We start from the raw sequence: 20,859 nt of genomic DNA, 5'->3' as shown, positions 1-20,859 counted from the left end.
TTTAGATTCATAGTAATTTTATACCAAACTTTAGTTGGAAACCATAGCGAAACTTAAACGTAGGCGAAATATTCTGAGTGTGTTATAATAGAACATGTCAAAAATCGATCACATTTTGCTCGAATTCATCAGTAAAGTGAAAGCGGTTTATCTCGTGAGGAGGGTTTTACGTTTATGGATCAAATCAATAATGAACTCATTAAATCAGTATCCCTTAATCCTAACATGGCAAATTACGAAGAAACACATGCGTCATTCGATTGGAAAGACATCGAGAAAAACTTTTCCTGGTACGAAACAGGTAAAGTGAATATGGCTTATGAAGCCATTGACCGCCATGCGGAAGGCGCGAAGAAGGACAAAATCGCTCTATACTACAGTGACAGCACACGGGATGAAGCGATTACATTTGGACAAATGAAAGAAAGATCCAATCAATTCGGTAATGTGCTTAGAAATTTAGGCATCGGCAAAGGTGAGAGGGTTTTCATTTTCATGCCGCGGACGCCTGAACTGTATTATTCTTTACTTGGATCGCTCAAAGTAGGCGCAGTTGTCGGACCGCTTTTTGAAGCGTTCATGGAAACGGCAGTTCGAGATCGTTTGGCGGATAGTGAAGCGGTTGCAATTATCACAACGCCTAGCCAATTATCACGAGTGCCATACAGTGAACTTCCACACTTGAAGCATGTGATCCTTGTTGGGGAGAACATTGAGCTTGGTGAAGGACAAGTTGATTACCATAAAGAAATGGCGAACGCATCAACTGAGCTTGAGATTGAATGGCTGGATCGTGAAGATGGATTGATTATTCATTACACTTCCGGGTCAACAGGGAAACCGAAAGGTGTATTCCACGTTCAAAATGCGATGCTGCAGCACTTTTATACGGGACAAATTGTCCTTGATTTGAAAGAAGATGACATTTACTGGTGTACAGCCGATCCAGGTTGGGTAACAGGGACTTCCTACGGGATCTTCGCTCCATGGTTGAATGGTGCGACGAATGTCATTCGCGGAGGACGTTTCAGTCCACAGGATTGGTATAATACCCTTCAGAAATATAAAGTAACAGTTTGGTACAGTGCTCCGACAGCTTTCCGTATGTTAATGGGAGCAGGCGATGATGTTTCTGCAAGTTATGATTTGTCAGCTCTTCGTCATGTACTGAGTGTTGGTGAGCCGTTGAATCCAGAAGTTGTGCGTTGGGGAATGAAGGTCTACAATCAACGTATTCATGATACATGGTGGATGACAGAGACAGGCGGTCAGTTGATCTGTAATTATCCTTCCATGACGATTAAACCAGGTTCCATGGGACGTCCAATACCAGGTGTTGATGCTGCTATTATTGATGATGCGGGTAACGTTCTACCACCGAATCGGATGGGGAATCTCGCGATCAAAACGCCTTGGCCATCCATGATGCGTAAAATTTGGAACAATCCATCTAAATATGAAGAATACTTCCGTTTGACAGGCTGGTATGTTTCCGGAGATTCTGCTTATCAAGATGAAGATGGTTATTTCTGGTTCCAAGGTCGTGTGGATGATGTGATTAACACAGCGGGAGAGCGCGTTGGTCCATTTGAAGTAGAAAGCAAGCTTGTTGAGCATCCAGCTGTTGCTGAAGCAGGGGTTATTGGGAAACCCGATCCTATGCGGGGAGAAATCATTAAAGCGTTTATCGCGTTGCGTGAGGGATTTGTACCTTCAGATGAACTGAAAGCTGAAATTTCTAAGTTCGTCAAAGAAGGCCTTTCTGCACATGCAGCACCACGTGAGATTGAATTCAAGGACAAGCTGCCCAAAACACGCAGTGGGAAGATCATGCGCCGTGTGCTTAAAGCATGGGAGCTTAACCTTCCGACAGGTGATTTATCGACAATTGAAGATTAATAAAGGTTCATTCCAAGCTTTCTTCGTACCCACAGTGGTGCTGAGAAAGCTTTTTTATGTTACGTAAACAAAAGAAGAACCTGACAACCGCCAGGTTCTTCTTCTAGGACTCTTATTTATTATAAGCGATGGTGGCAGAGAATTTGGATTCTCCAGCATCATTAATGGCTGTTAATTTATAAAAGCCATTGAATGCGGCCGCATAGTAATGGAATTCAGTTCCATTTTCCACGGTGCCTAGTTTCGTGTAAGTGCCTTTCTCTTTGTCACTAAAGTACACGACATACTGTTTAACTTTGTCTTTGGCATCATTCGCTTTCCATGTTAGGACGAGCGAAGCTTCTTCAGCCTTAGCCTTGATTCCGGTAGGGGCAGAAGGGGCATCTTTGGATACTGGCTTGCCTGTAGGTGTGCTAGTTCCAGTTCCAGTTCCAGCTCCAGTACCTGTTCCCGCGCCTGTGCCGCCATTCGTTGTTCCTGGCGATGGACTGGTAAGATCTTTCAATGGATTGCCATTGCTATCGACACCAGGGAGTATTAATGCGTCCAGGGAGCTTCCATCCGTATAGGAGGACCTACTTGGCGTGGATTCTTTGCCTGTTACATCAACAGCTGTGACATAGTAGCCTGTAATTGCTGCCGTTTGTAGTTGATCAACAAACTTCGCTTCAGCGCCTGCCAGCACGACTTTTCCTCCCATGAGCTGGAACTTGCCTTGATTATCCGAACGGTAAATGCGATAACCTACGATATCTGCATCCGTGTTCGGTTGGAAGGTAATTGTCGCCGTATCGCCTGATTTGACTGTTACGACATTCTGAGGTGCTGGAGGTGCTTTCCCATCATCAACTCTTGGATCGACGTCGGAAGGAGCATCTACGTCATAATCCGTTGGCTTATAGAAATCGATAGGCTTTCTGCTTTTCTCTGGGAGCTTTTGCATCGCGACTTCAATTTCTTTGAGCAATTGTGTGATTGATTTTTGGCGTTTAATCACCACTTTTTCAGATACGAAGTCAGCAGGCGTTGTTTCTTGAGCGACATAATTGAGCCCATTCAACGAGCTGATTTTCATTTTAACCATGACATTATCGGTTGCTGTAGGTAAAAACTTTTTGTTGAAAATATCGGTCACCAGATGTTCCGAGCTTGTCGTTAGTTCGCTTGGAAGCATACCGGATAAGCTGGAGACAGTGGATGAAACAATACCATCTGGCTTCGCGAATGTTTTGTTCGGGAACAGATTTGGTTTTTGCTCAATGGTTTTGTTCAAGATGAGCGCCCAGATATCTTTGGCATGATTGGTTTGGCCTGTTTTGGAAGACAGTTTATTAATCGGTTGATCATAACCGATCCACACACCAACTGTGACATCAGGGGTAAAGCCCATGAACCAAGCATCAGCATCATCCTGTGTAGAACCTGTTTTTCCGGAGATCTCGATTTTGCCATAGGATTTGAATTTTTTCATGAGATCTGTAGCGGTCCCTTGGCTAGCATTGCTAATAACGGTTTTCATCATATCCGTAATTAGGTAAGCTGTTTGCGGTGAGTACACCGTAGTAGGCTTCAGTTCATGGGAATAGATGACTTTGCCATTGGAATCTTTAATTTCACGAATTAAGTAAGGTGCATTAAACACGCCTTTATTCGGAATCGATGCATAAGCACCTGCTAATTCTTTCACGGACGTTCCGCGACTTAAACCGCCTATAACACCCGTTTGGGCGACGTTGTCTTCTTTGGTAAGAGACGTAATCCCAAGTTTCTTAGCGAAATCCCATGCTTGCGTAATGCCTACTTTATTGAGGAATATATCGATAGCTGGGATATTATAGGATTGATTTAATGCTCTTCGCGCCGTCATAAGTCCATGAAATTTATGGTCCCAGTTCTCTGGTAGATGGAAGCCTTTAACACCATCTTTGAGAATGATTGGGATATCATCTACGATGGTCGCTGGCTGCAAGACCCCTTTTTCGAGTGCAGGGATATAAGCGGCAATTGGCTTCATTGTAGATCCAGGCTGTCTGAAAGCTTGTGTAGCATGATTCAACTGCTCATCGAAGAAGTCGCGGCCTTCAATCATACCTTGGATTGCGCCCGTTTTGGAATCAATCATAATGGCACCGACCTGCTCAATGCCGCCTTTTTTCTCATCCGTAGGTGCGAAATTCTTTTCATTGCTAGAAATCTCATGCATGGAATCATAAATGGTTTTGTCAATTGTGGTGTAAATTTGATAACCGCCGCGTAAGAGCTGTGTATGTATGTTCTTGAGTGCTTCATTGTAAGCGGCTTGGTTTGTTTTGGGATCAAGCTCAGGATGTTGAATCTTCAATAAAATCTCAGATGCTTCCTGCTCGGTCTCAATCATGAGATAAGGGTAAGTTGTATACGCCTTTTGGGCAGCTGCTGGCATCGAAGCTTTGAGATCGAATTTCAAGGCATCTTGATATTGATCATTGGTAATTTTGTTTTCTTCCATCATCCGCTTTAAGACTAACTGCTGTCGGGTTACTGCTTTCTTAAATCCATCTTCATCGAATGTTGGCTTACTTGTGAAAGCCGAATATTGCGATGGGGATTGAGGTAATCCAGCTAAATACGCAGCTTGTGCAATATTCAATTTGGCTAAATCATCAATATTGAATAGGCCTTTGGCAGCGGCTTTAATGCCGTATAGATTATAACCAGTTGCCCCATTGCCGTATGGGATTTTATTCAGGTAAGCAAGTAAAATTTCATCCTTCGACATGATGCGTTCCATCCGAAGTGCAAGCAGCAACTCTCTTGCTTTACGTCCGTCATCGCGATCTAATGTGAGGAAGACACGTCTAGCTAGCTGTTGCGTAATGGTACTTCCACCGGTTTGCACATCTTCATTCAGAAGCTTCTGTGTGACTGCACGGTAGAGGCCACGGAAATCAATGCCGCGATGGTTGTAGAAATCCTTGTCCTCGATGGCGAGAACCGCATCTAACAAGTTCTGCGGGATATCTTCAAGTTGGGCAAGTCGGCGATCTTCTTCGGTTCGTAATTGTCCAATCACAGCATCATCATTGAAATAGGCGAATCCTGTGATGGCATTCTCTTGCATTTGTTGTCGAATCGCATCTTCGCTGCGGATAGGATCTTTCTTGACAAGTGCACTTACATATCCGAAAGCGGCGGATCCACCTAGCAGTCCAGCCAAAAATACACAAATAATGGCCCATTTTAATGAAATTCCAATTACTTTAAATGTCGTTCTAACCCAGGGACGATTCCATTTTGCGAAAAAATTGCGCATAAGTTCCAATATCCTCCTTACATGACCCCTAATAGTATACCATAATTGCACCTTTTGCGGTAATGCTGATGGGAGAAAGGATCAGTTCTAGGTTTGACAAGCATCAGAAACCTGTGTTATAACAAGAACACATGCGTTGATGGATCAGCAGTAGGTAGCTTGTGGATGCTTTCAGAGAGCCGGTGGATGGTGCGAACCGGTACCTGCAGGTTAGTGAATTACGGTCTTGAGCAGTAAATAGGAACCTGTAGGAATGTGCCTGCACAAGTAGTATTTACCGATTAAACCTCGTTATCGGTTCTTGAGTGAAAATAGCATGCCGTGCCTTTAAATAGTACGTAACTGCTGTTTTAATTAGGGTGGTACCGCGAGTCAAGTCTTCTCGTCCCTTTGGGATAAGAAGGCTTTTTTTGTTTGTTCATTTTATCATAAAGGATGGTTGTACATGAGTATTCTGAAGGATTTAGAGTTTCGTGGTTTGCTGCATCAAATTACAGATCGAGAAGGTTTGGACAAAAAGCTGAGCGAAGAGCGCGTTGTCCTATACTGCGGTTTTGATCCGACAGCAGATAGCTTGCATATCGGCAGTTTGCTGCCTATTTTAACCTTGAGAAGATTCCAGCTTGCTGGACATGTCCCTTTAGCCTTGGTAGGCGGTGGGACGGGGCTTATTGGTGATCCAAGTGGTAAGGCCAATGAACGCACATTGAACGGGCCAGAGGTTGTTGAGGCGTGGTCGCAAAGCATTAAAAACCAGCTTTCTCGTTTTCTTGATTTCTCGACTGACATTGAAAACAGTGCTGAGTTGGTAAACAATTATGATTGGTTAGGCTCCCTGAATGTAATTGAATTTCTGCGCGATGTAGGTAAAAACTTTACGGTGAACTACATGCTAGCTAAGGATTCTGTAGATTCACGTATTACGAAAGGCATTTCGTTTACCGAGTTCAGTTACATGATTCTTCAATCCTATGATTTCTTGAAATTAAATGAAACGAAGAACTGTTCCGTACAAATTGGTGGAAGTGACCAATGGGGGAATATTACAGCTGGACTTGAGCTTATTGGTAAATCAACGGATAGCCGCGCTTTCGGAGTGACGTTGCCGCTTGTTACCAAGAGCGATGGACAGAAGTTTGGGAAAACAGAGGGCGGAGCCATCTGGTTGGATGCGAACAAGACATCACCGTACCAGTTCTACCAATTCTGGTTAGGGACAGCTGATAATGATGTGATCCGATTCTTGAAATATTTCACATTCCAATCCCAAGAAGAAATTGAACGACTGGAAGCAGAAGTGGCAGCGCAGCCTGGGAAGAGAGAAGCTCAAAAAGTACTGGCTCGCGAAGTTACGAAGCTTGTTCATGGGGAAGAGGCACTAGAGAGTGCGCTTAATATCACATCTGCCTTATTCAGCGGGGATATTCAGTCGCTATCTCGTGTTGAAATCGAAGAAGCGTTCAAAGATGTGCCTTCAACAGCGCTCGAGCATGATGATGTCGCATTAATTGATTTGCTTATTTCTGTAGGTGCTTCACCATCTAAACGTCAGTCTCGTCAAGACATTGAAAGCGGAGCGGTCACGGTAAATGGTGTGAAGGTGACGGATCTAGAAGCGACGACGCAACAATTGGGTCGACTAGGTGATTCCTATCTCATTATTCGCCGCGGTAAGAAGAATTATTTCTTGGTCAAATTTGAATAGAGCTGCGCAATGAAATAACCCCCTTAGGGAAATTTTGAACCGCACCCCCAAAAATAGACATTAGAAAAAGCCCCTGGGTTAATCTAAACTATTCTAGGGGGTGTTTGGCATGGCAACAAAAGGACAGAAGTTAAAAACATATAGTCAAGAGCTGAAGTTGGCTGCTATCAAAATGAAGTTAAAAGGAATGACAAAACGCCAGATTTCTGAAGAACTTGGGATTGAAGATCATGACCGTGTTAAGATCTGGATGCGTAAGTATAAGCAACTTGGTGAGTACGGGCTTATGGATAATAGAGGACGACGTGAAGTGTACATGGGCGAAGACAGACATCTTCAAAAGCTTACTCGGGAGAATGACAGATGGCACCCGGTTATACAGTGCATAGGATTTGCGAGATTATGCAAGTATCTAGAAGCGCCTATTATCGGCATTATTTACATACATCTCAACTTGACCGTGATTGAGTAACCAAAGAGCGAATACAAGCTATCTATGATCTACGTAAGGGGATATGCGGGTATCGTAGGATTCAAATGGAACTAGAACGTCTATACGCTGAACTTGCTAACCATAAGCGAGTATATCGTCTCATGAAAGAAATGGGTGACAGATATTACACAATACCGCGTGTTGGATCGCAAAATATACCTATCTGCCATTAAAGATTTATTTAACGCTGAAATTATCGCCTATCCTATAAGCTTTAACAATGACAATCCGTTGGTATTACAAACGTTTGATAAGGCATTTAAGCAACATAAAGACGCGACTGGAAAGATACCCGATTTAATCGTTCACAGCGATCAAGGGAGCCAGTACACGTCTCATGCCTACCATGACATGCTGCCACAGGTTGGCGCCCAAATCAGCATGTCACGCCGAAGAAATTGTTATGACAACGCCTCTATGGAGAGCTTCTTCTCCCATCTGAAAGCTGAAGCACTCTATCCTTATGATATACGAGATATTGCCGAAGTTCAAAGACGTATTGAAGATTACATCCGTTTTTATAATGAAGAACGAATTCAGAAAAAACTAAAGCAGCGGACTCCGGTCGAGTACCGTCGCCAGCTGCTTGCCTAGGGCTTTTTTCAATGTCTACAAAATTGGGGCCTGACCAATTATCCCTTGGTTTTTTTGATTATGTATCTCTAGCATTTTTGGAATTCAAAAAGCGCTCTTTACTGTAATGGGATAGTGGGCTATTTTCTAATATCTAATAAAATATGAAAAATCCATGTTTTTCTATTCTATTAATCAAATATTACATAATATACCATTCTATGTTTAGACAAGATATAACAATGATTGTAATATTATATCAGAACATGCACAAAAAGGAGAGTTTATATTGAAAAAGACATTATCTGTACTTTTATTGACAATGCTTTTATTGATGTTAATTCCCGTTCCATCAGCTTTTGCAACCCCCATTTTATTGACAAGTGGTATGGTGGGCACGTTATCAACTGATCATGGGCAAGGTCTTACGAAAAATTTAACAGCATTTTCAGACGGTGATGATACTACATACCTAACTATGTCTCCTGCTGGACAAAGTAAAGAAGTGTTTCAGTATAATAACCCAGCATTAATGAACATCACAGGTTACAGAATTAAGGCGGATACAGGAACTTATCAACTGGTATTCATTGATTCGAATGGTAATATATTAAAGCTAGTGAAACCCCCAGTAGTTACAGGAGTACAACAAAACTTCGTAGAAATTAATAATGTAAGATATATAAATTTTTATAATTTAGGATCAACAACTCCCAAGGTATTTGAAATAGAGGTATTTGGTGAAATTCAGAATCCCCCAGCTCCACAACTAACTGGCGAAATTAGCAGTAATTCAGTTACTCTAAATTGGACTCCTGGGATGTTCAGTAATAAGCTCTTGTACACGATCTATAGAAATTCAGAACCAATCGTAACAGTTCCTGGTGATGTGTTGAGCACACCTTCATACATTGACTCTAATCTAACTGAAGGGTTAACCTACACTTACTATGTGACTGCTACCGAGACAATTACTTCATCAAAAACATCAGTGCCTTCAAATAGCGTTACTTTTTCACCGACTATTCAAAAACCAGTTAATCCATTAGATTTAGTGACAATTGGAGGGGATGCTAAGGTTGATCTTAATTGGACGCAAGTAAATAATGCTACCAGCTACAATGTAAAGAGATCGCAGACTCCTTCTGGTCCATACACTACAATTGCTACAAGCGTTACAAGCACTACATATTCAGACACAAACGTAACCAATGGCATAGCCTACTACTACATCGTCACAGCGGTTAACACGGCAGGGGAGAGCACACCATCGAATGAAGCATCAGCAACACCACAAGGGAAAAATAGAATCATATTAACTATCACTATGACAAATGGCCTTTCACAAGAATATGATATTTCTAAGACGGAGTTTGATGCTTTTATTAACTGGTATGATTCAAGGTCAGTAGGGAACGGGCCCATTAAATATACATTTGATAATCAACACCCAAAAGGATCATTCTCTTCTCGTAAAAATAGCTTAGTGTTAGACAAAATTATGAAGTATGACTACGACGAATATGCAGTAGATGGAAGTAAAGCGACAACTGAAATTACACCAATTACAAATGGTGTTGCATTAACAATTACACTACAGAATGGAATGCTAGAGGAGTTCATACTATCTAATGCTGAATATGATACATTTTCAGCATGGTACGATGCAAAAACAAGTGGAAGTGGATTGGCTCGTTATACATTTGTTAATCCTCTTGCTAAAGGACCGTTTCTTAATCGCTCGAATGTTGTTATCTTTGATAAAATCACTGAGATTGATGCAGATACGTTTGGAACGAATAATTAAACACCATTAATCCAGGAGCACTGGTAAAACGAGCCTTGGCGGGAAAGCGTCCTGTCGAGGTTTTTTTGTTTTAAGCAAAATCTTTATAATTAATCTCACCCTGCTAATTCCTCGCTAGCAAGGCTTTACGTGGTGAAGGGATAGAACCCATTCACCTATTAATTTTTAATTAAGCATTATTTTTCATTGTGATCTTCTTTTTAACGTTGTTTTAAAATAATGCCTCTCTTAATCAACTCTTTTTTAAGTATCTCTTTTAATACTTCATCTAGTTTATATTCAAGAGCTTCTAAATAGGATGATAGTAATCGATCGTCACTTAGTTTCAAGTTATGACTCCCCTTGTAGCGAATTGGATTGCCCCCTCACCTTAGGTATTATGGACTATGTGGAATATATTGGGTAATGAAATCGACAAAATTTTCGGTGTAACGATTATGTGTATAAAAATTTCTTCTTTATCGGATGAATTATATAGCTGGGGACTTCTTTACTTGCTTGCAGAGGACCCTTTCGTGTAACTGGAGTTTAGCCTAGTGCTAAAATATACTTGTTAATGATTAAATAGAGAGATATGATAGGTGAAATTACCAATATTTACGTATGTGCTTCGGTTTTTCTTTTATCTTTGAGGGGGGAGAACACCTATGATTATGCTTATTGGGGACTCTCTTCCAAGTTCGTTTATAAAATTACGGAGGACAGTAGGTTGTCAGAACGTAATAAGCCTATTGCAGTAGGTGATCCAGCGCGGCGTGGAGGTATAGTCCTCGCCGCCTGTCCAATGGCTAAATCGATGGGTGTCACAACAGCTATGAGGAACTTTGAGGCGCTTTCAAAATGCCCAGACCTAACTATTATTCGTCCTCGGATGCAGACGTATATAGATGTTTCATTACTAATTACAGAGATATATGAGAAATTCACTGACTTGGTTGAACCCTGGAGCATTGATGAATAGTTTGTTGACGTGACTGGATTTATTTCGCTATTTGGATCAGCTGAAGAAATAGCTAAGCAGATGCAATCAAAGGTGATGCTTTCGACTGGCGTGTGGATACGCGCTGGCATCAGCTCTACGAAAATTCTTGCGAAAACTGCGACAGATAACTTTGCGAAGAAAATGCAGTCATGTATTTTTACACTTAATGATGAGAACATCAATACTGAACTAAGGCCACTTCATGTAAGTAAGATGTATATGGTTGCTTCTAAGATGACATATCATTTTGAGAAAATGGGCATAAGCACGATTGGTGATATTGCAAGAATGGATCTTAGTGAGTTTAAACAGCGAATGAGAATACGAATGGGTCGACAATCGGATATCTTTGCTGAATACTATTGGCAAACAGCCAGGGGAATCGATCCGAACCCAGTAGTTTCCAACCTAGATCCAACACCGAAATCAATTACACGTGGCAGAACAGTACAATACACGAAGTATAAAACTCTCGAAGAAATTTGCCCCCTGGTACTTGAATTGGTTATTGAGGTATGCCGAATTAGTCGAAAACATGGCAGGATGGGCCGTATAGTAAAAGTTAGTGTAGGAACAACGGAAGGGGGATTTTCGCGGCAAATGACTATTGAGCAGCCTAGTTGTTTAGAAACTCATATTGTGGAGATTGCATGGAAATTGTTTCGGACTTATTGGAATTGCGCTCCCATCACACATATTTCAATAGACCTATCTCAACTGTCAGACAACAGCATATATCAGTTGGATATGTTTGAAGATGTGGAACGAAAAATGAAGCTTGCCGCGGCAACGGACGCTGTGAAAACAGATTTGGTAGTGCGTCAATAATTCGAGCATCTTCTCTACATGATACAGCTCAAGCTCTGATCATGTTGACAATATTGGAGAAGAAGAAGGTTGAGATGGAACTCTCTGGAGATTCACTCAAACGCTTATATGCAGCTGCAGCAGAAGCTTTAATGAAGCGAGTTCACTCTGATTTACTATGAAGTGAAAAAAATGCTCAAAGAGAAGAAAATTAAAGTATATCAAGAAGAGAGTGACGGGACAACAATCCATTACCTGTTTATCTGCCGTGGTTACGAGGATTCCTTTCCGATGATGCGTGATCTAGTTCGAGCAGAGATTAGTCTGAGGCTAGGTAAATATGTTTCGGAGTTGTTTGTAAACAAATGATTCGAACACTGTGAGAGGGAGACTAGGATACAGAAAAACAAATTGAAGGCCAAATGAAGTTGGTTGGTGGTAATTGAAGTGGTTTTTACTATTCATCGACCTATGAACCAGACAAAGATTGAATGCTTGAGGCTCTAAGATTAGTTTTGGCTATTAAACAAAAGCATTGCGTAAAAGGGGGGAATGGCAGACTAGAAATATAAAAATCAATCGAATCATTGCAATTAATATGTGCCAAGATTTTTTTTCTTTGGCACAAATTTTTATGCTTGCTTCACAAATGTACCGCTAAATACCTGCCTATTTCTTTCGCAGTAACCACTTCCTTCGTTTTCCCTTGAGAAACATCTACGTAAGCGCAGATTGCATGTAGCGAAGCTCTGGACACACCTGAAGGGGTGTTACGTATTCGTCTCATTCAAACCCTTTGGTTGATGACGCAGTAAGATGGATTCCCTAGTCTAGGAAGCTTAAGACATCCATTTTCCACATGTTTTATCTAAATCTAGAGTCAATGAAAAGTTGCGTAGGGACGATATTCCTATGAGACTATTTAGTGTCCCAGAGTCTACAAGTTCTGTAATTTGCTGACGTTGCATTTCCTAACTTGCGTTTTGTTGATTCTTACATTGAACGTAAAAATAGCTCCTCAGTAATATATTTTTATTGGACTACAGATTACTGAATTGAGCTTGAATTTCTGATGTCATTTAAGCAGGTTGTGTAACGAATCTAAATCAATACATGTTGTGACTTAGAAATATAAGAGTGTCTACCCACATAATTTTCAGCCCCAAACTAAGCCACATTTTGCCCCAAATTGGCGCATTACTATTCATTATCTTGCATTTTTGATTTAATAAAGAAAAGCCCGAAACCGCCTAAGTATAAGGGGGTTTCGGGCTTTTTTTCGTAGAGACTTGCGTCTCATCAAGATTAACGGCTGTAGAACTCGACGATTTGTTTCTCGTCAATTTCTTGTGGAAGCTCGGAACGTTCTGGTAAACGGATGTATTTACCTTCTACGCTTGCGTCGTTAAACTCAAGGTAAGTTGGAAGGTAGTTACGGTTAGCAAGAGCTTCTTTCACAGTGGAAAGGCCTTTGCTTCTTTCGCGAAGTGAAATCACATCACCAGTGGAAACGATGTAAGAAGCGATATCAACTTTTTTGCCGTTCACAGTTACGTGACCGTGAGCAACGAGTTGACGAGCACCTGCACGGGAGTTGGAAAGAGCAAGACGGTAAACCAAGTTGTCTAGGCGGCTTTCAAGCAATACCATGAAGTTTTCACCGGCAATACCTTTAAGCTTGGAAGCTTTGTCGAACAAGTTGCGGAATTGTTTTTCGTTCAAACCGTACATGTGACGAAGTTTTTGCTTCTCGTTCAATTGTACACCGTAACCGCTCATTTTTTTGCGTTGTCCTGGGCCATGTTGACCTGGAGGGAATGGGCGTTTCAAGTCTTTACCGTTACCACTTAGAGAAATACCAACGCGGCGGCTTAATTTAAATTTAGGTCCTGTATAACGTGACATTTAGGGAAAACTCCTTCTCATGACAATTAGTTTAGTAAATAGCATCTAGATGTCAGGGTGAAGACAAGTGCCCGATTTTGCTAACGAATCATCATATGTGATTCCCTGTCAAGAGTAGTCAGCCGCTGTCTTGGCAGGAGCAAAAGCAGTGAGGGTGATCACAAATGGCATTCACCGAAATCATGGTGTTACTCGACTTCTAATTTTATTAAAAACCGGACCATGTGTCAAGTCTCTCATCTCCAGAATAAGAGGAAAATATCGTGCAATAGATGTGAAAAAATAGTATGATAAGATAAAGTGATTTTTAAATTGGTACTAGAGGACTATTGTTAGTGAGTGAAGGAGAGCCTATGAGTGAACTTCGCAGTATACCAAAGCATAGTCGCGCAGAGCACTTTGACGTGTTTCTTCGGCAAGGTTTTATACTTTCTGGCAACTTTTCTTACGATGGTTTGCAGTCAAACCCGAACTTATATCAAGTTTTTGAAAATTGGAATCAGCAGTTCGGTCCGAACATGCTGCCCTCGCAAACTGCACTGTTATGTGTCAACGAGCATCTGTGTGTAATTGACTCTTGTTCGAATGACGCGCCTTCGATAAGCCATTATCTGCAACCAGGCATCTCTTGGAAAATGGCAGATCAAGGAGATAATCCGCTTGCTCGCTGTGAAAGTGCAGGTCAGTTACAATTGATGACTGGCGATGACTGGCATGTGCGAGAACTGCAACCCTATTTAATTGCTGTTACCCCTGTCTTGGATAATCATGGCAAGGTGCAATTTTATTTGGGTCTTTTTACCCAATCTCGCATAAATATGGAAAGTCTAGCGCAAATGCTATATAGTCTTGCACTTACTTTTCAAAGCTCTATTCATAATGTGGAAGAACGCAGAAAGTACGATCGCTTAAATAACCTTCACCATTTGAAGGAAATGGAGTCTAAGAAGCATGTCATTCTTTTTGAAGCTTCCAAGAAACTCCTTGCTAAGATTGACGTACATTCCGTTTTAACTGAAGTGATTGATTGTTTGGGGCGTGTTTATCCGAATACGCGTGTTGATTTGCTTCTTTCACAAGACAATGATTCAACGAATCTATCTGTTAAGCCTTTGAATTTCCAACGAACAGAGTCAGATATTCGAACACGTGCTTTTATGGAAGGGCAAGTCATTTTTGAACCAACCATAAAAGGGAGCGCTTCGAGCACAGGCAACATCGCGGCGCCTTTATCAGGGAAACAAGGTGTGTACGGTGTGCTGTACATGGAGTTTACCGATGAACGGATTGATGCGTCGGATTTACAATTCATTTCGCTGTTGGCGGACTCTGCCGGTACAGCCTTTGAGAACGCGAAACTTTATGAGCAATCGAATCTGATGATTAACGAATTGCGTCTCATTAATGAAATTACCAAACAGCTTAATCAAAGTTTACGTCTAAATGAAATTTTCAATTCAGCTTCGAGCGAATTTTTGAGTATTTTTGGTGCTGATTATAGCTGTATTCTTCAAAACTCCAAAGATAGTAATCAACTTATTGTTCAAGCTACGAATTTACCTGCCATGTTTCAAGAGACCTTTACACTTGATCAAGGTTTCTCTGGTCTGATTTATTCCACCAAAGAACCGATTATTATTTCCGATTATTGGAGTAATGATAAAGTGAATTCTAGCCTCATGCAGCGTACGAATTCTCGTTCACTGATTGGTTCACCTATCCTTGTAAACGGTAACGTAGAAGGGGTAATCCTCATCGTCCACCGTTTACCTAACTTCTTTTCGTATGACAATTATAAGCTCTTACAAGTGCTCTCAAGTCATATCGGACTAGCCATGACGAACGCATCTTTGCACGCAGAAGTGAAGAGAATGGTGATTACGGATAATCTAACCGGCCTTTATGCTCGGCATTATTTGGATGAACAAGCGAACTTGATGCAAAAGAAAGATTTCTGCGGATCTCTTATTGTCGTTGATATTGATAACTTTAAAAAGGTGAATGACACCTATGGTCATCAAATCGGTGATAAAATTCTTATTTCTGTCAGCCAGATCATCAAGTCCAGTATTCGGGAGTTGGATATCGCGGCTAGATGGGGTGGAGAAGAACTCGCTGTCTATTTGCCTCAAGTGTCTAAGGATCAGGCGATTCGGATTGCTGAGCGCATTCGTAGACGTGTCATGGAAGAGACACAGCCCCAAGTGACTGTCTCTTGCGGTGTATCGGACTGGAACTGGGAAGAGGATAAGATAAGTGTAGAGTCGCTCTTCTACCGAGCAGATATGGCTCTCTATCAGGCCAAAGATAATGGCCGTAATCAAATCCAAATTGGTTGACGCATGGTGGTGCTTGTCTTCGGACAGGCACTTTTTTCTTTGTTGATTCAACTAGGTGTAGCCGAGGGTACACTTGTATATAACCAATGGAACGTAGTTCTCAATCCAGTAGCTATTACAGGAGGATGACGATCATTTGTTTGCTCTTCCTGAACCTGTTGTAACATGTTACAATGATTTGGTCTAAGGGAGGATGGTCGAATTTTGTCGGCATTTAAAAGTAAACGTACAGGACTGCTTATTTGTATTTTTATTGTGCTTATTGGCTTGGTGTATTTCTTCTTCTTTAATCCTGTAGGCATTAAACTTGCACATAGTAATTTGCGGCAATTATCTGGACATTTAAGGGACATTGGCTGGCCTGGTAAAATAATTGGCATGAGTTTAATTTTCTTCCAAACGTTCTTTCCATTTATTCCGTTCGTTCTCGTAGCAGGTACTAATGTTGCAATTTTCGGAATCAAAATGGGGTTTCTTGTAAACTATGTGATGTCGTGCTTAGGAGCCGTTGCTTCTTTTTATTTTGCGCGATATTATGGACATGCTTGGGTAGAAAAGAAACTGGAGCGATTTCCGATCGTTACACAGTTCAGTAAGCGAATGGAAAGACACGGATTTTTCTATGTATTAATCGGACGTTTGATTCCGATTTTGCCATCTTCTGCCGTTAACTTCTCAGCAGGCCTTACTCGAATGAGATTTCAGCATTTCTTGTGGGGGACATTACTGGGGAAACTTCCTATCGTATTCCTGGAGTCAATGATTGCCCATGATTTGTTTCATTTTCAGAAGTATAAGGGAAGACTACTCTTGTTGCTGGGGATATTAGTGTTATTAGTATTCCTAGGAAATAGCGTGAAGAAGGCATTAGCTCCGAAGACGAAATAAAGGGCTTACATGGAGAAAGCAGGAAATTTTGTAGTTGCTTTCCCTTCCTATTCCAAGTTATCATAGAGGAAGTAAGACGACCAACTCATTACGCGACTATAATGGAGGAATGAAATATGCCAAGTGCCAATAATGCAGCAATTGTTGAGATTTCCCAAACAGCTAATAAATTCAGATCTTCTATCGTTCTTCAATATGACAATAAGTATATCGATGTAAAAAGTATCCTTGGCTTGTTTACGACTCTCCTTAGCTCCAGCAACTATGATTTGCACGTTCATGGTCCGGATGCTGATGAAGCGAAAACAGCTATGGCTGAAGTATTTGCGAAGCATAATCTTGGCGTAAACGTCGTTCAAGATTAGTTTTCAATAGAGAGAAGGTATTCTCAGAATCTCTGAGGGTACCTTCTCTTGTATATTACGGCAATTTCGCTTAATATAGATCATATAAGGACGGATGACTTTGCGTATAGGGGGAAGTTGGGAATGTCTTCATCTGATTTATTGCTGGATATGAATCAAAAGGCGCTTAATCTTCTTCAAGAAGATGCAGATAAAATCGAAAAGCTGATCGAAGTTCAGATGGAAAACTTGACGACACGTCAATGTCCACTGTACGAAGAGGTATTAGATACGCAAATGTACGGACTGTCGAGAGAAATTGATTTTGCCATTCGAGCGGGACTCATCTCCGAATTGCCAGGCAAACAAATTCTCAATAAGCTTGAACGTAATCTTGCGCAGCTGTATGAAGCGTTGAACAATAAAAAGTAACCCCGAGGGGTTACTTTTTTTGTTAGCCATACAGGTTATTTAAACTAAGAAGAATACGACACCGAGGATGATATAGACGAACAAGAGGAGTAGGCCTTCGTACCAGTTGGTGGACCCATCTTGAGTAATGGATTTGGTGATGAAGACGGCGACGCCGATGGCTGCAATCTCATAGGTGGTAAAGACAATGTTCATTGGTGTACCACTGATGAAGAAGCTGAGAAGGATTAGCACTGGCGCAACGAATAGAGCGATTTGTAACGAGCTTCCGACCGCAATTTCCACGGCTGCACCCATTTTATTCTTCATAGCCATCATGACCGCGGCACTATGTTCGGCTGCATTACCGATTATAGCAATGAGGAATGCACCTACAAATAGGTCTGATAAGCCGAATTTACTTTTGACTTCCTCTATGGTTCCTACTAACCATTCACTTGTAAAGGCCACCATGGCAGTCGCAATGATGAGGAATATAATCGAGGTGCCTTTGGACCATGCAGCTTCGCCATGTTCAATGGCTTCATCCGACAGCACACTTTTGTGAGTAACCATGGAGAAGAATAACCAGAGCAGGTATGCTACGATGAGAACAATCGCGACAATCATACTCATGGAGGATGTTTCGTCAGTTGTTAATCCACCAGAGAATATCGCCGGAATGAAGAGAGCAACAACACCCAGAATCATCAGTGAAGAATTATGAGAGGCTAACTTCACGTTAAAGGATTGTTCTTTGAACTTTAATCCGCCTGCGAATAGGCTGAGTCCAAGTACGAGTAACAAGTTTCCGATAATGGCCCCAGTTAGACTCGCTTTGACGACTTCGAACAATCCGTCTTTTACTAAGAAGAAGGCAATAATGAGCTCAGCTGCATTCCCGAAGGTCGCGTTGAGAAACCCACCCATGCGGTCTCCTGCATAATGTGCAACACTTTCTGTTGCTTTTCCTAAGAAACCAGCCACAAACACGATGGCAATACAAGCGATTACGAATTGCAACGTTGTATTCTGGTGCGTATAATGTGCGATTCCGGCTGCTATGAATGACACTGACAAGCCTATGTAGAACAATTTTCCTTTCAATGGGAACCCTCCGAATCTAATATATTGGGAAATTTTCACTTCTTTTAATATACCTACTTTGTGTAGCATTGTAAATTAAAATGGATACACGCAGGCAGTTCTTGCTTTAAGCTTTTGTTCTTATTACAATAGATTTATACCAAGTTTAGGGAGTGATCCGTATGTCCGAAGACAATCAAACTGGCTTAATTCGTATTTCTGATGACGTAGTATCGACAATTGCAGGGCTTGCAGCCCTGGAAACAGCAGGCATTGCGGGCATGTCAGGTGGTATCTCAGAAGGCTTAGCTAAGCGTTTAAGTGGTAAAAATGTGCAACGTGGTGTTTCTGTTGAAGTAGGACAAGTTGAAGCTGCGATCGACTTACGAGTGATCGTTAAATATGGCTCCAGAATTCAGGATGTTTGCAGAGATCTCCAAGAGAATGTTCGGGAAGCCGTTGAAAATATGACTGGGTTAACTGTTGTGGAAGTTAATGTGAAGGTAGAAGGCGTCGCATTTACGGAAGAAGAGATAGAAGATCAGCTTCGAGTTAAATAATGCTCGCCATAAAAAAGACCCTATCGACGTTATATTATGTCGATAAGGGTCTCTTTTTATGGTTCTTTTGCGTTTTATGTGATGCTGGTAAATCTTTGAAAGATTGTTCACGTGAAATTCCGAGGATTACCCCCATACTGATGAGAGAAACCATCATAGAGGAACCGCCTGCTGAAATGAAGGGAAGTGTTACCCCTGTGAGGGGAATGGTATTCGTGACGCCGCCGATATTAATAAAGGCTTGTATGGCGAACATGACCATGATGCCAACTCCAGATAACATCCCGAACATGTCTGGGCAACGAACGGCAATGAGAATCCCTCGCCAAATGAAGAGCAAGTACATGAGAAGGAAGAGAGAGCTGCCGATGAAACCGAGCTCCTCGCCTATAATAGCAAAGATGAAATCGTTGTGTGCTTCTGGCAAATAGTGAAGTTTCTGAATGCCTTGTCCGAATCCAGCCCCAGTCAGTCCGCCATGTCCGAATGCATACAAGGATTGCACAACCTGTAAGCCTGAACCTTGCGGATCGGCAAAGGGATCCATAAAGGAAGTTATGCGATTGAGTCTAAAGTTAGAGTCGGTGTTACCTAATAACAAATACAAGAGAATGGCAATACCGAGAAAAATGGTAAGAATAGTTCCAAGATAAAAGATATGCTTGAGGTTAGAACCACCCACCATGATGACAACGGCAGAACACGCCAAGAGAATCATACAGGAACCGAAATCAGGCTGTAGGAGAATCAAGCCGCACACGAAGCCTACGATCAAGATGGCAGGGAGTAATCCCTTACGAAAACTTCTGAATTTCTCTTCTTTATTACTAATCAGCGAGGCTAAGTAAAGGACAACAATTAATTTGGCAAACTCCGTTGGTTGTATCCCGTATCTGCCAAGTGAGTACCAGCTGCTCGCCCCATTCGCTTTACTCGTAAAGACGACGAAGATCAAACCAAGTACAATGAAGAAGAAAGCAGGGATAACGAGCTTCTTTAACTTCGTGTAATGGATATTCATGCAAAATAACATACCAATCGTTCCGATCCCGACAGCAACGATCTGCTTCCTCGTAAAGAACCACGGGTCGTCCCACCGATAGGCACTTGTCATTGAGCTTGCGCTGAACACCATGACTAAACCAAAACAGACCAACACAAAGGTTAATAAGAGCAGCAGAAAATCCGGCGTTCCTCTTCGAGGGGGATTCATGCTGATTCCTCGCCTAGTCTGCTAATAATTGTTGCAGTTGGTCTAATTTTTGTTTGGAAATCTTCAGTACGTTCTCTGGGATTGGAGAATTGTAGTCCAAGCCATGTGGGAACGTTTCTTTGCCTATGTAAGCTTCCTCTAGATACAACACAGCATAGGGAGATTCAAGCTTGCCTGTTTCTACTCGTGCATTTACACGTAAGAAGTAAACAGCTTTGCTTGCTTTATCTTCCATTTTAAAATCGTAAGTCGCACGGGTATATTCCCATTGCCAACGAACGAAACCAAGTTTAGTTGTTACTTCGTCCAAGTGAGCCAAATCGCTTTTTAGGCCTTTTAAGCCAGTTGCTTCAATAATCAATTTTAACGCCTCCATATTGTACGTATGCATTCTTTTCTCATGATAGTATGTTTCTAAAGGTTCTGCAAGTCGATTGCCATCTGTAAATTCTAATATTTGATGGCACTTTAGAGATGAAACCGTGATTGATATTTGATAGAATAGGTTGCAAGAGATCATTTTAGATATATAGTTAGGTGATCACGCCTTAGGAG

The 20,859-nt window shown here is 41.6% G+C and carries 19 protein-coding genes, 1 pseudogene and 1 other annotated feature; of the genes and pseudogenes, 14 read left to right on the top strand and 6 right to left on the bottom strand.

All coding sequences use genetic code 11. The features are described from left to right. Positions 1-174 precede the first annotated feature (174 nt). Entirely contained in the window at positions 175-1,899 is a 1,725-nt protein-coding gene (gene acsA / locus AC58PV_RS20020; RefSeq protein ID WP_497434114.1) for an acetate--CoA ligase, read from the top strand. A gap of 112 nt (positions 1,900-2,011) precedes the next feature. Here acsA and AC58PV_RS20015 read toward each other — a convergent pair whose 3' ends face one another. Beyond that, positions 2,012-5,191, bottom strand: coding sequence for a transglycosylase domain-containing protein (locus tag AC58PV_RS20015; protein WP_497434113.1), 3,180 nt, complete (start codon positions 5,189-5,191; stop codon positions 2,012-2,014). A gap of 127 nt (positions 5,192-5,318) precedes the next feature. Further along, positions 5,319-5,584: a binding site (T-box leader), on the top strand. Between the two features lie 52 nt (positions 5,585-5,636). Between AC58PV_RS20015 and tyrS the strand changes: the two genes are divergently transcribed. The 5 genes from tyrS to AC58PV_RS19990 all read left to right on the top strand — a co-directional run bounded on the left by tyrS (position 5,637) and on the right by AC58PV_RS19990 (position 9,769). Then, the gene (gene tyrS / locus AC58PV_RS20010; protein WP_497434112.1) at positions 5,637-6,896 is read left to right on the top strand and encodes a tyrosine--tRNA ligase; all 1,260 of its coding nucleotides are present in this window, start codon (positions 5,637-5,639) and stop codon (positions 6,894-6,896) included. Positions 6,897-7,005: 109 nt separating this feature from the next. After that, a complete protein-coding gene (locus AC58PV_RS20005) occupies positions 7,006-7,368 on the top strand; it encodes a helix-turn-helix domain-containing protein (RefSeq protein WP_497434111.1) in 363 nt (120 codons plus the stop codon). A gap of 11 nt (positions 7,369-7,379) precedes the next feature. Then, positions 7,380-7,562 (top strand): helix-turn-helix domain-containing protein, encoded by a 183-nt coding sequence (locus tag AC58PV_RS20000; protein ID WP_497434428.1) that lies wholly within the window; start codon positions 7,380-7,382, stop codon positions 7,560-7,562. Beyond that, positions 7,504-7,983, top strand: a complete 480-nt coding sequence (locus tag AC58PV_RS19995) for an IS3 family transposase (protein ID WP_497434109.1) — start codon at positions 7,504-7,506, stop codon at positions 7,981-7,983. The genes AC58PV_RS20000 and AC58PV_RS19995 overlap by 59 nt, the downstream gene beginning before the upstream one ends. A 268-nt stretch (positions 7,984-8,251) precedes the next feature. Next, positions 8,252-9,769 (top strand): hypothetical protein, encoded by a 1,518-nt coding sequence (locus tag AC58PV_RS19990; protein ID WP_497434108.1) that lies wholly within the window; start codon positions 8,252-8,254, stop codon positions 9,767-9,769. Between the two features lie 200 nt (positions 9,770-9,969). On the opposite strand, the gene sda is transcribed toward AC58PV_RS19990, so the two are convergent. Further along, positions 9,970-10,098, bottom strand: coding sequence for a sporulation histidine kinase inhibitor Sda (gene sda / locus AC58PV_RS19985; RefSeq protein WP_497434107.1), 129 nt, complete (start codon positions 10,096-10,098; stop codon positions 9,970-9,972). 245 nt (positions 10,099-10,343) lie between these two features. Between sda and AC58PV_RS19980 the strand changes: the two are divergent. The 3 genes and pseudogenes from AC58PV_RS19980 to AC58PV_RS19970 form a co-directional block, all read left to right on the top strand. Beyond that, positions 10,344-10,817: pseudogene (locus AC58PV_RS19980) on the top strand (Y-family DNA polymerase); the annotation flags it as partial. Beyond that, positions 10,791-11,579, top strand: coding sequence for a DinB/UmuC family translesion DNA polymerase (locus AC58PV_RS19975; protein WP_497434426.1), 789 nt, complete (start codon positions 10,791-10,793; stop codon positions 11,577-11,579). The pseudogene AC58PV_RS19980 and the gene AC58PV_RS19975, both read left to right, overlap by 27 nt. Positions 11,580-11,741: 162 nt before the next feature. After that, positions 11,742-11,927 carry a YhjD family protein gene (locus AC58PV_RS19970; protein WP_497434105.1) on the top strand — a complete coding sequence of 62 codons (186 nt, stop codon included), beginning with the start codon at positions 11,742-11,744 and terminating at the stop codon, positions 11,925-11,927. Positions 11,928-12,863: 936 nt separating this feature from the next. Here AC58PV_RS19970 and rpsD read toward each other — a convergent pair. Continuing rightward, the gene (gene rpsD, locus AC58PV_RS19965; protein ID WP_497434104.1) at positions 12,864-13,463 is read right to left on the bottom strand and encodes a 30S ribosomal protein S4; all 600 of its coding nucleotides are present in this window, start codon (positions 13,461-13,463) and stop codon (positions 12,864-12,866) included. A 353-nt stretch (positions 13,464-13,816) separates the two neighbouring features. Here rpsD and AC58PV_RS19960 point away from each other — a divergent pair, with 353 nt between their 5' ends. From AC58PV_RS19960 to AC58PV_RS19945, 4 genes are all read left to right on the top strand, one after another. Beyond that, positions 13,817-15,802, top strand: coding sequence for a sensor domain-containing diguanylate cyclase (locus tag AC58PV_RS19960; RefSeq protein ID WP_497434102.1), 1,986 nt, complete (start codon positions 13,817-13,819; stop codon positions 15,800-15,802). A 204-nt stretch (positions 15,803-16,006) separates the two neighbouring features. Then, complete coding sequence (locus AC58PV_RS19955; protein WP_497434101.1) at positions 16,007-16,690, top strand: TVP38/TMEM64 family protein; 684 nt, start codon at positions 16,007-16,009, stop codon at positions 16,688-16,690. Between the two features lie 116 nt (positions 16,691-16,806). Further along, entirely contained in the window at positions 16,807-17,055 is a 249-nt protein-coding gene (locus tag AC58PV_RS19950; protein ID WP_068670512.1) for an HPr family phosphocarrier protein, read from the top strand. A 123-nt stretch (positions 17,056-17,178) separates the two neighbouring features. Next, complete coding sequence (locus AC58PV_RS19945) at positions 17,179-17,466, top strand: Fpa/YlaN family protein (RefSeq protein WP_056612445.1); 288 nt, start codon at positions 17,179-17,181, stop codon at positions 17,464-17,466. A gap of 39 nt (positions 17,467-17,505) precedes the next feature. Here the strand turns inward: AC58PV_RS19945 and cax are convergent, their stop codons facing one another. Next, positions 17,506-18,552, bottom strand: a complete 1,047-nt coding sequence (gene cax / locus AC58PV_RS19940) for a calcium/proton exchanger (protein WP_497434100.1) — start codon at positions 18,550-18,552, stop codon at positions 17,506-17,508. A 161-nt stretch (positions 18,553-18,713) separates the two neighbouring features. Here cax and AC58PV_RS19935 point away from each other — a divergent pair, with 161 nt between their 5' ends. After that, on the top strand, positions 18,714-19,091 hold the full coding sequence (locus tag AC58PV_RS19935; RefSeq protein ID WP_068670508.1) for an Asp23/Gls24 family envelope stress response protein: 378 nt from the start codon (positions 18,714-18,716) through the stop codon (positions 19,089-19,091). A 34-nt stretch (positions 19,092-19,125) separates the two neighbouring features. Here AC58PV_RS19935 and ftsW read toward each other — a convergent pair whose 3' ends face one another. Together ftsW and AC58PV_RS19925 are read right to left on the bottom strand one after the other, a co-directional pair. After that, positions 19,126-20,304 (bottom strand): putative lipid II flippase FtsW, encoded by a 1,179-nt coding sequence (ftsW, locus tag AC58PV_RS19930; RefSeq protein ID WP_497434098.1) that lies wholly within the window; start codon positions 20,302-20,304, stop codon positions 19,126-19,128. A 13-nt stretch (positions 20,305-20,317) separates the two neighbouring features. Beyond that, entirely contained in the window at positions 20,318-20,665 is a 348-nt protein-coding gene (locus AC58PV_RS19925; RefSeq protein ID WP_056612435.1) for a YugN family protein, read from the bottom strand. Positions 20,666-20,859: the final 194 nt, after the last annotated feature.

Source organism: Paenibacillus sp. J22FR83 (genome assembly GCF_059691955.1).
This window is presented reverse-complemented; position numbering and strand designations above follow the sequence as displayed.

What these genes read in the sequence shown, in the direction of transcription:
- acsA (WP_497434114.1), top strand. Translation starts at nt 175, where the DNA reads ATGGATCAAATCAATAATGAACTCATTAAATCAGTATCCCTTAATCCT.
- AC58PV_RS20015 (WP_497434113.1), bottom strand. Translation starts at nt 5,191, where the DNA reads ATGCGCAATTTTTTCGCAAAATGGAATCGTCCCTGGGTTAGAACGACA.
- tyrS (WP_497434112.1), top strand. Translation starts at nt 5,637, where the DNA reads ATGAGTATTCTGAAGGATTTAGAGTTTCGTGGTTTGCTGCATCAAATT.
- AC58PV_RS20005 (WP_497434111.1), top strand. Translation starts at nt 7,006, where the DNA reads ATGGCAACAAAAGGACAGAAGTTAAAAACATATAGTCAAGAGCTGAAG.
- AC58PV_RS19975 (WP_497434426.1), top strand. Translation starts at nt 10,791, where the DNA reads ATGCAATCAAAGGTGATGCTTTCGACTGGCGTGTGGATACGCGCTGGC.
- rpsD (WP_497434104.1), bottom strand. Translation starts at nt 13,463, where the DNA reads ATGTCACGTTATACAGGACCTAAATTTAAATTAAGCCGCCGCGTTGGT.
- AC58PV_RS19960 (WP_497434102.1), top strand. Translation starts at nt 13,817, where the DNA reads ATGAGTGAACTTCGCAGTATACCAAAGCATAGTCGCGCAGAGCACTTT.
- AC58PV_RS19950 (WP_068670512.1), top strand. Translation starts at nt 16,807, where the DNA reads ATGCCAAGTGCCAATAATGCAGCAATTGTTGAGATTTCCCAAACAGCT.
- AC58PV_RS19945 (WP_056612445.1), top strand. Translation starts at nt 17,179, where the DNA reads ATGTCTTCATCTGATTTATTGCTGGATATGAATCAAAAGGCGCTTAAT.
- AC58PV_RS19935 (WP_068670508.1), top strand. Translation starts at nt 18,714, where the DNA reads ATGTCCGAAGACAATCAAACTGGCTTAATTCGTATTTCTGATGACGTA.
- ftsW (WP_497434098.1), bottom strand. Translation starts at nt 20,304, where the DNA reads ATGAATCCCCCTCGAAGAGGAACGCCGGATTTTCTGCTGCTCTTATTA.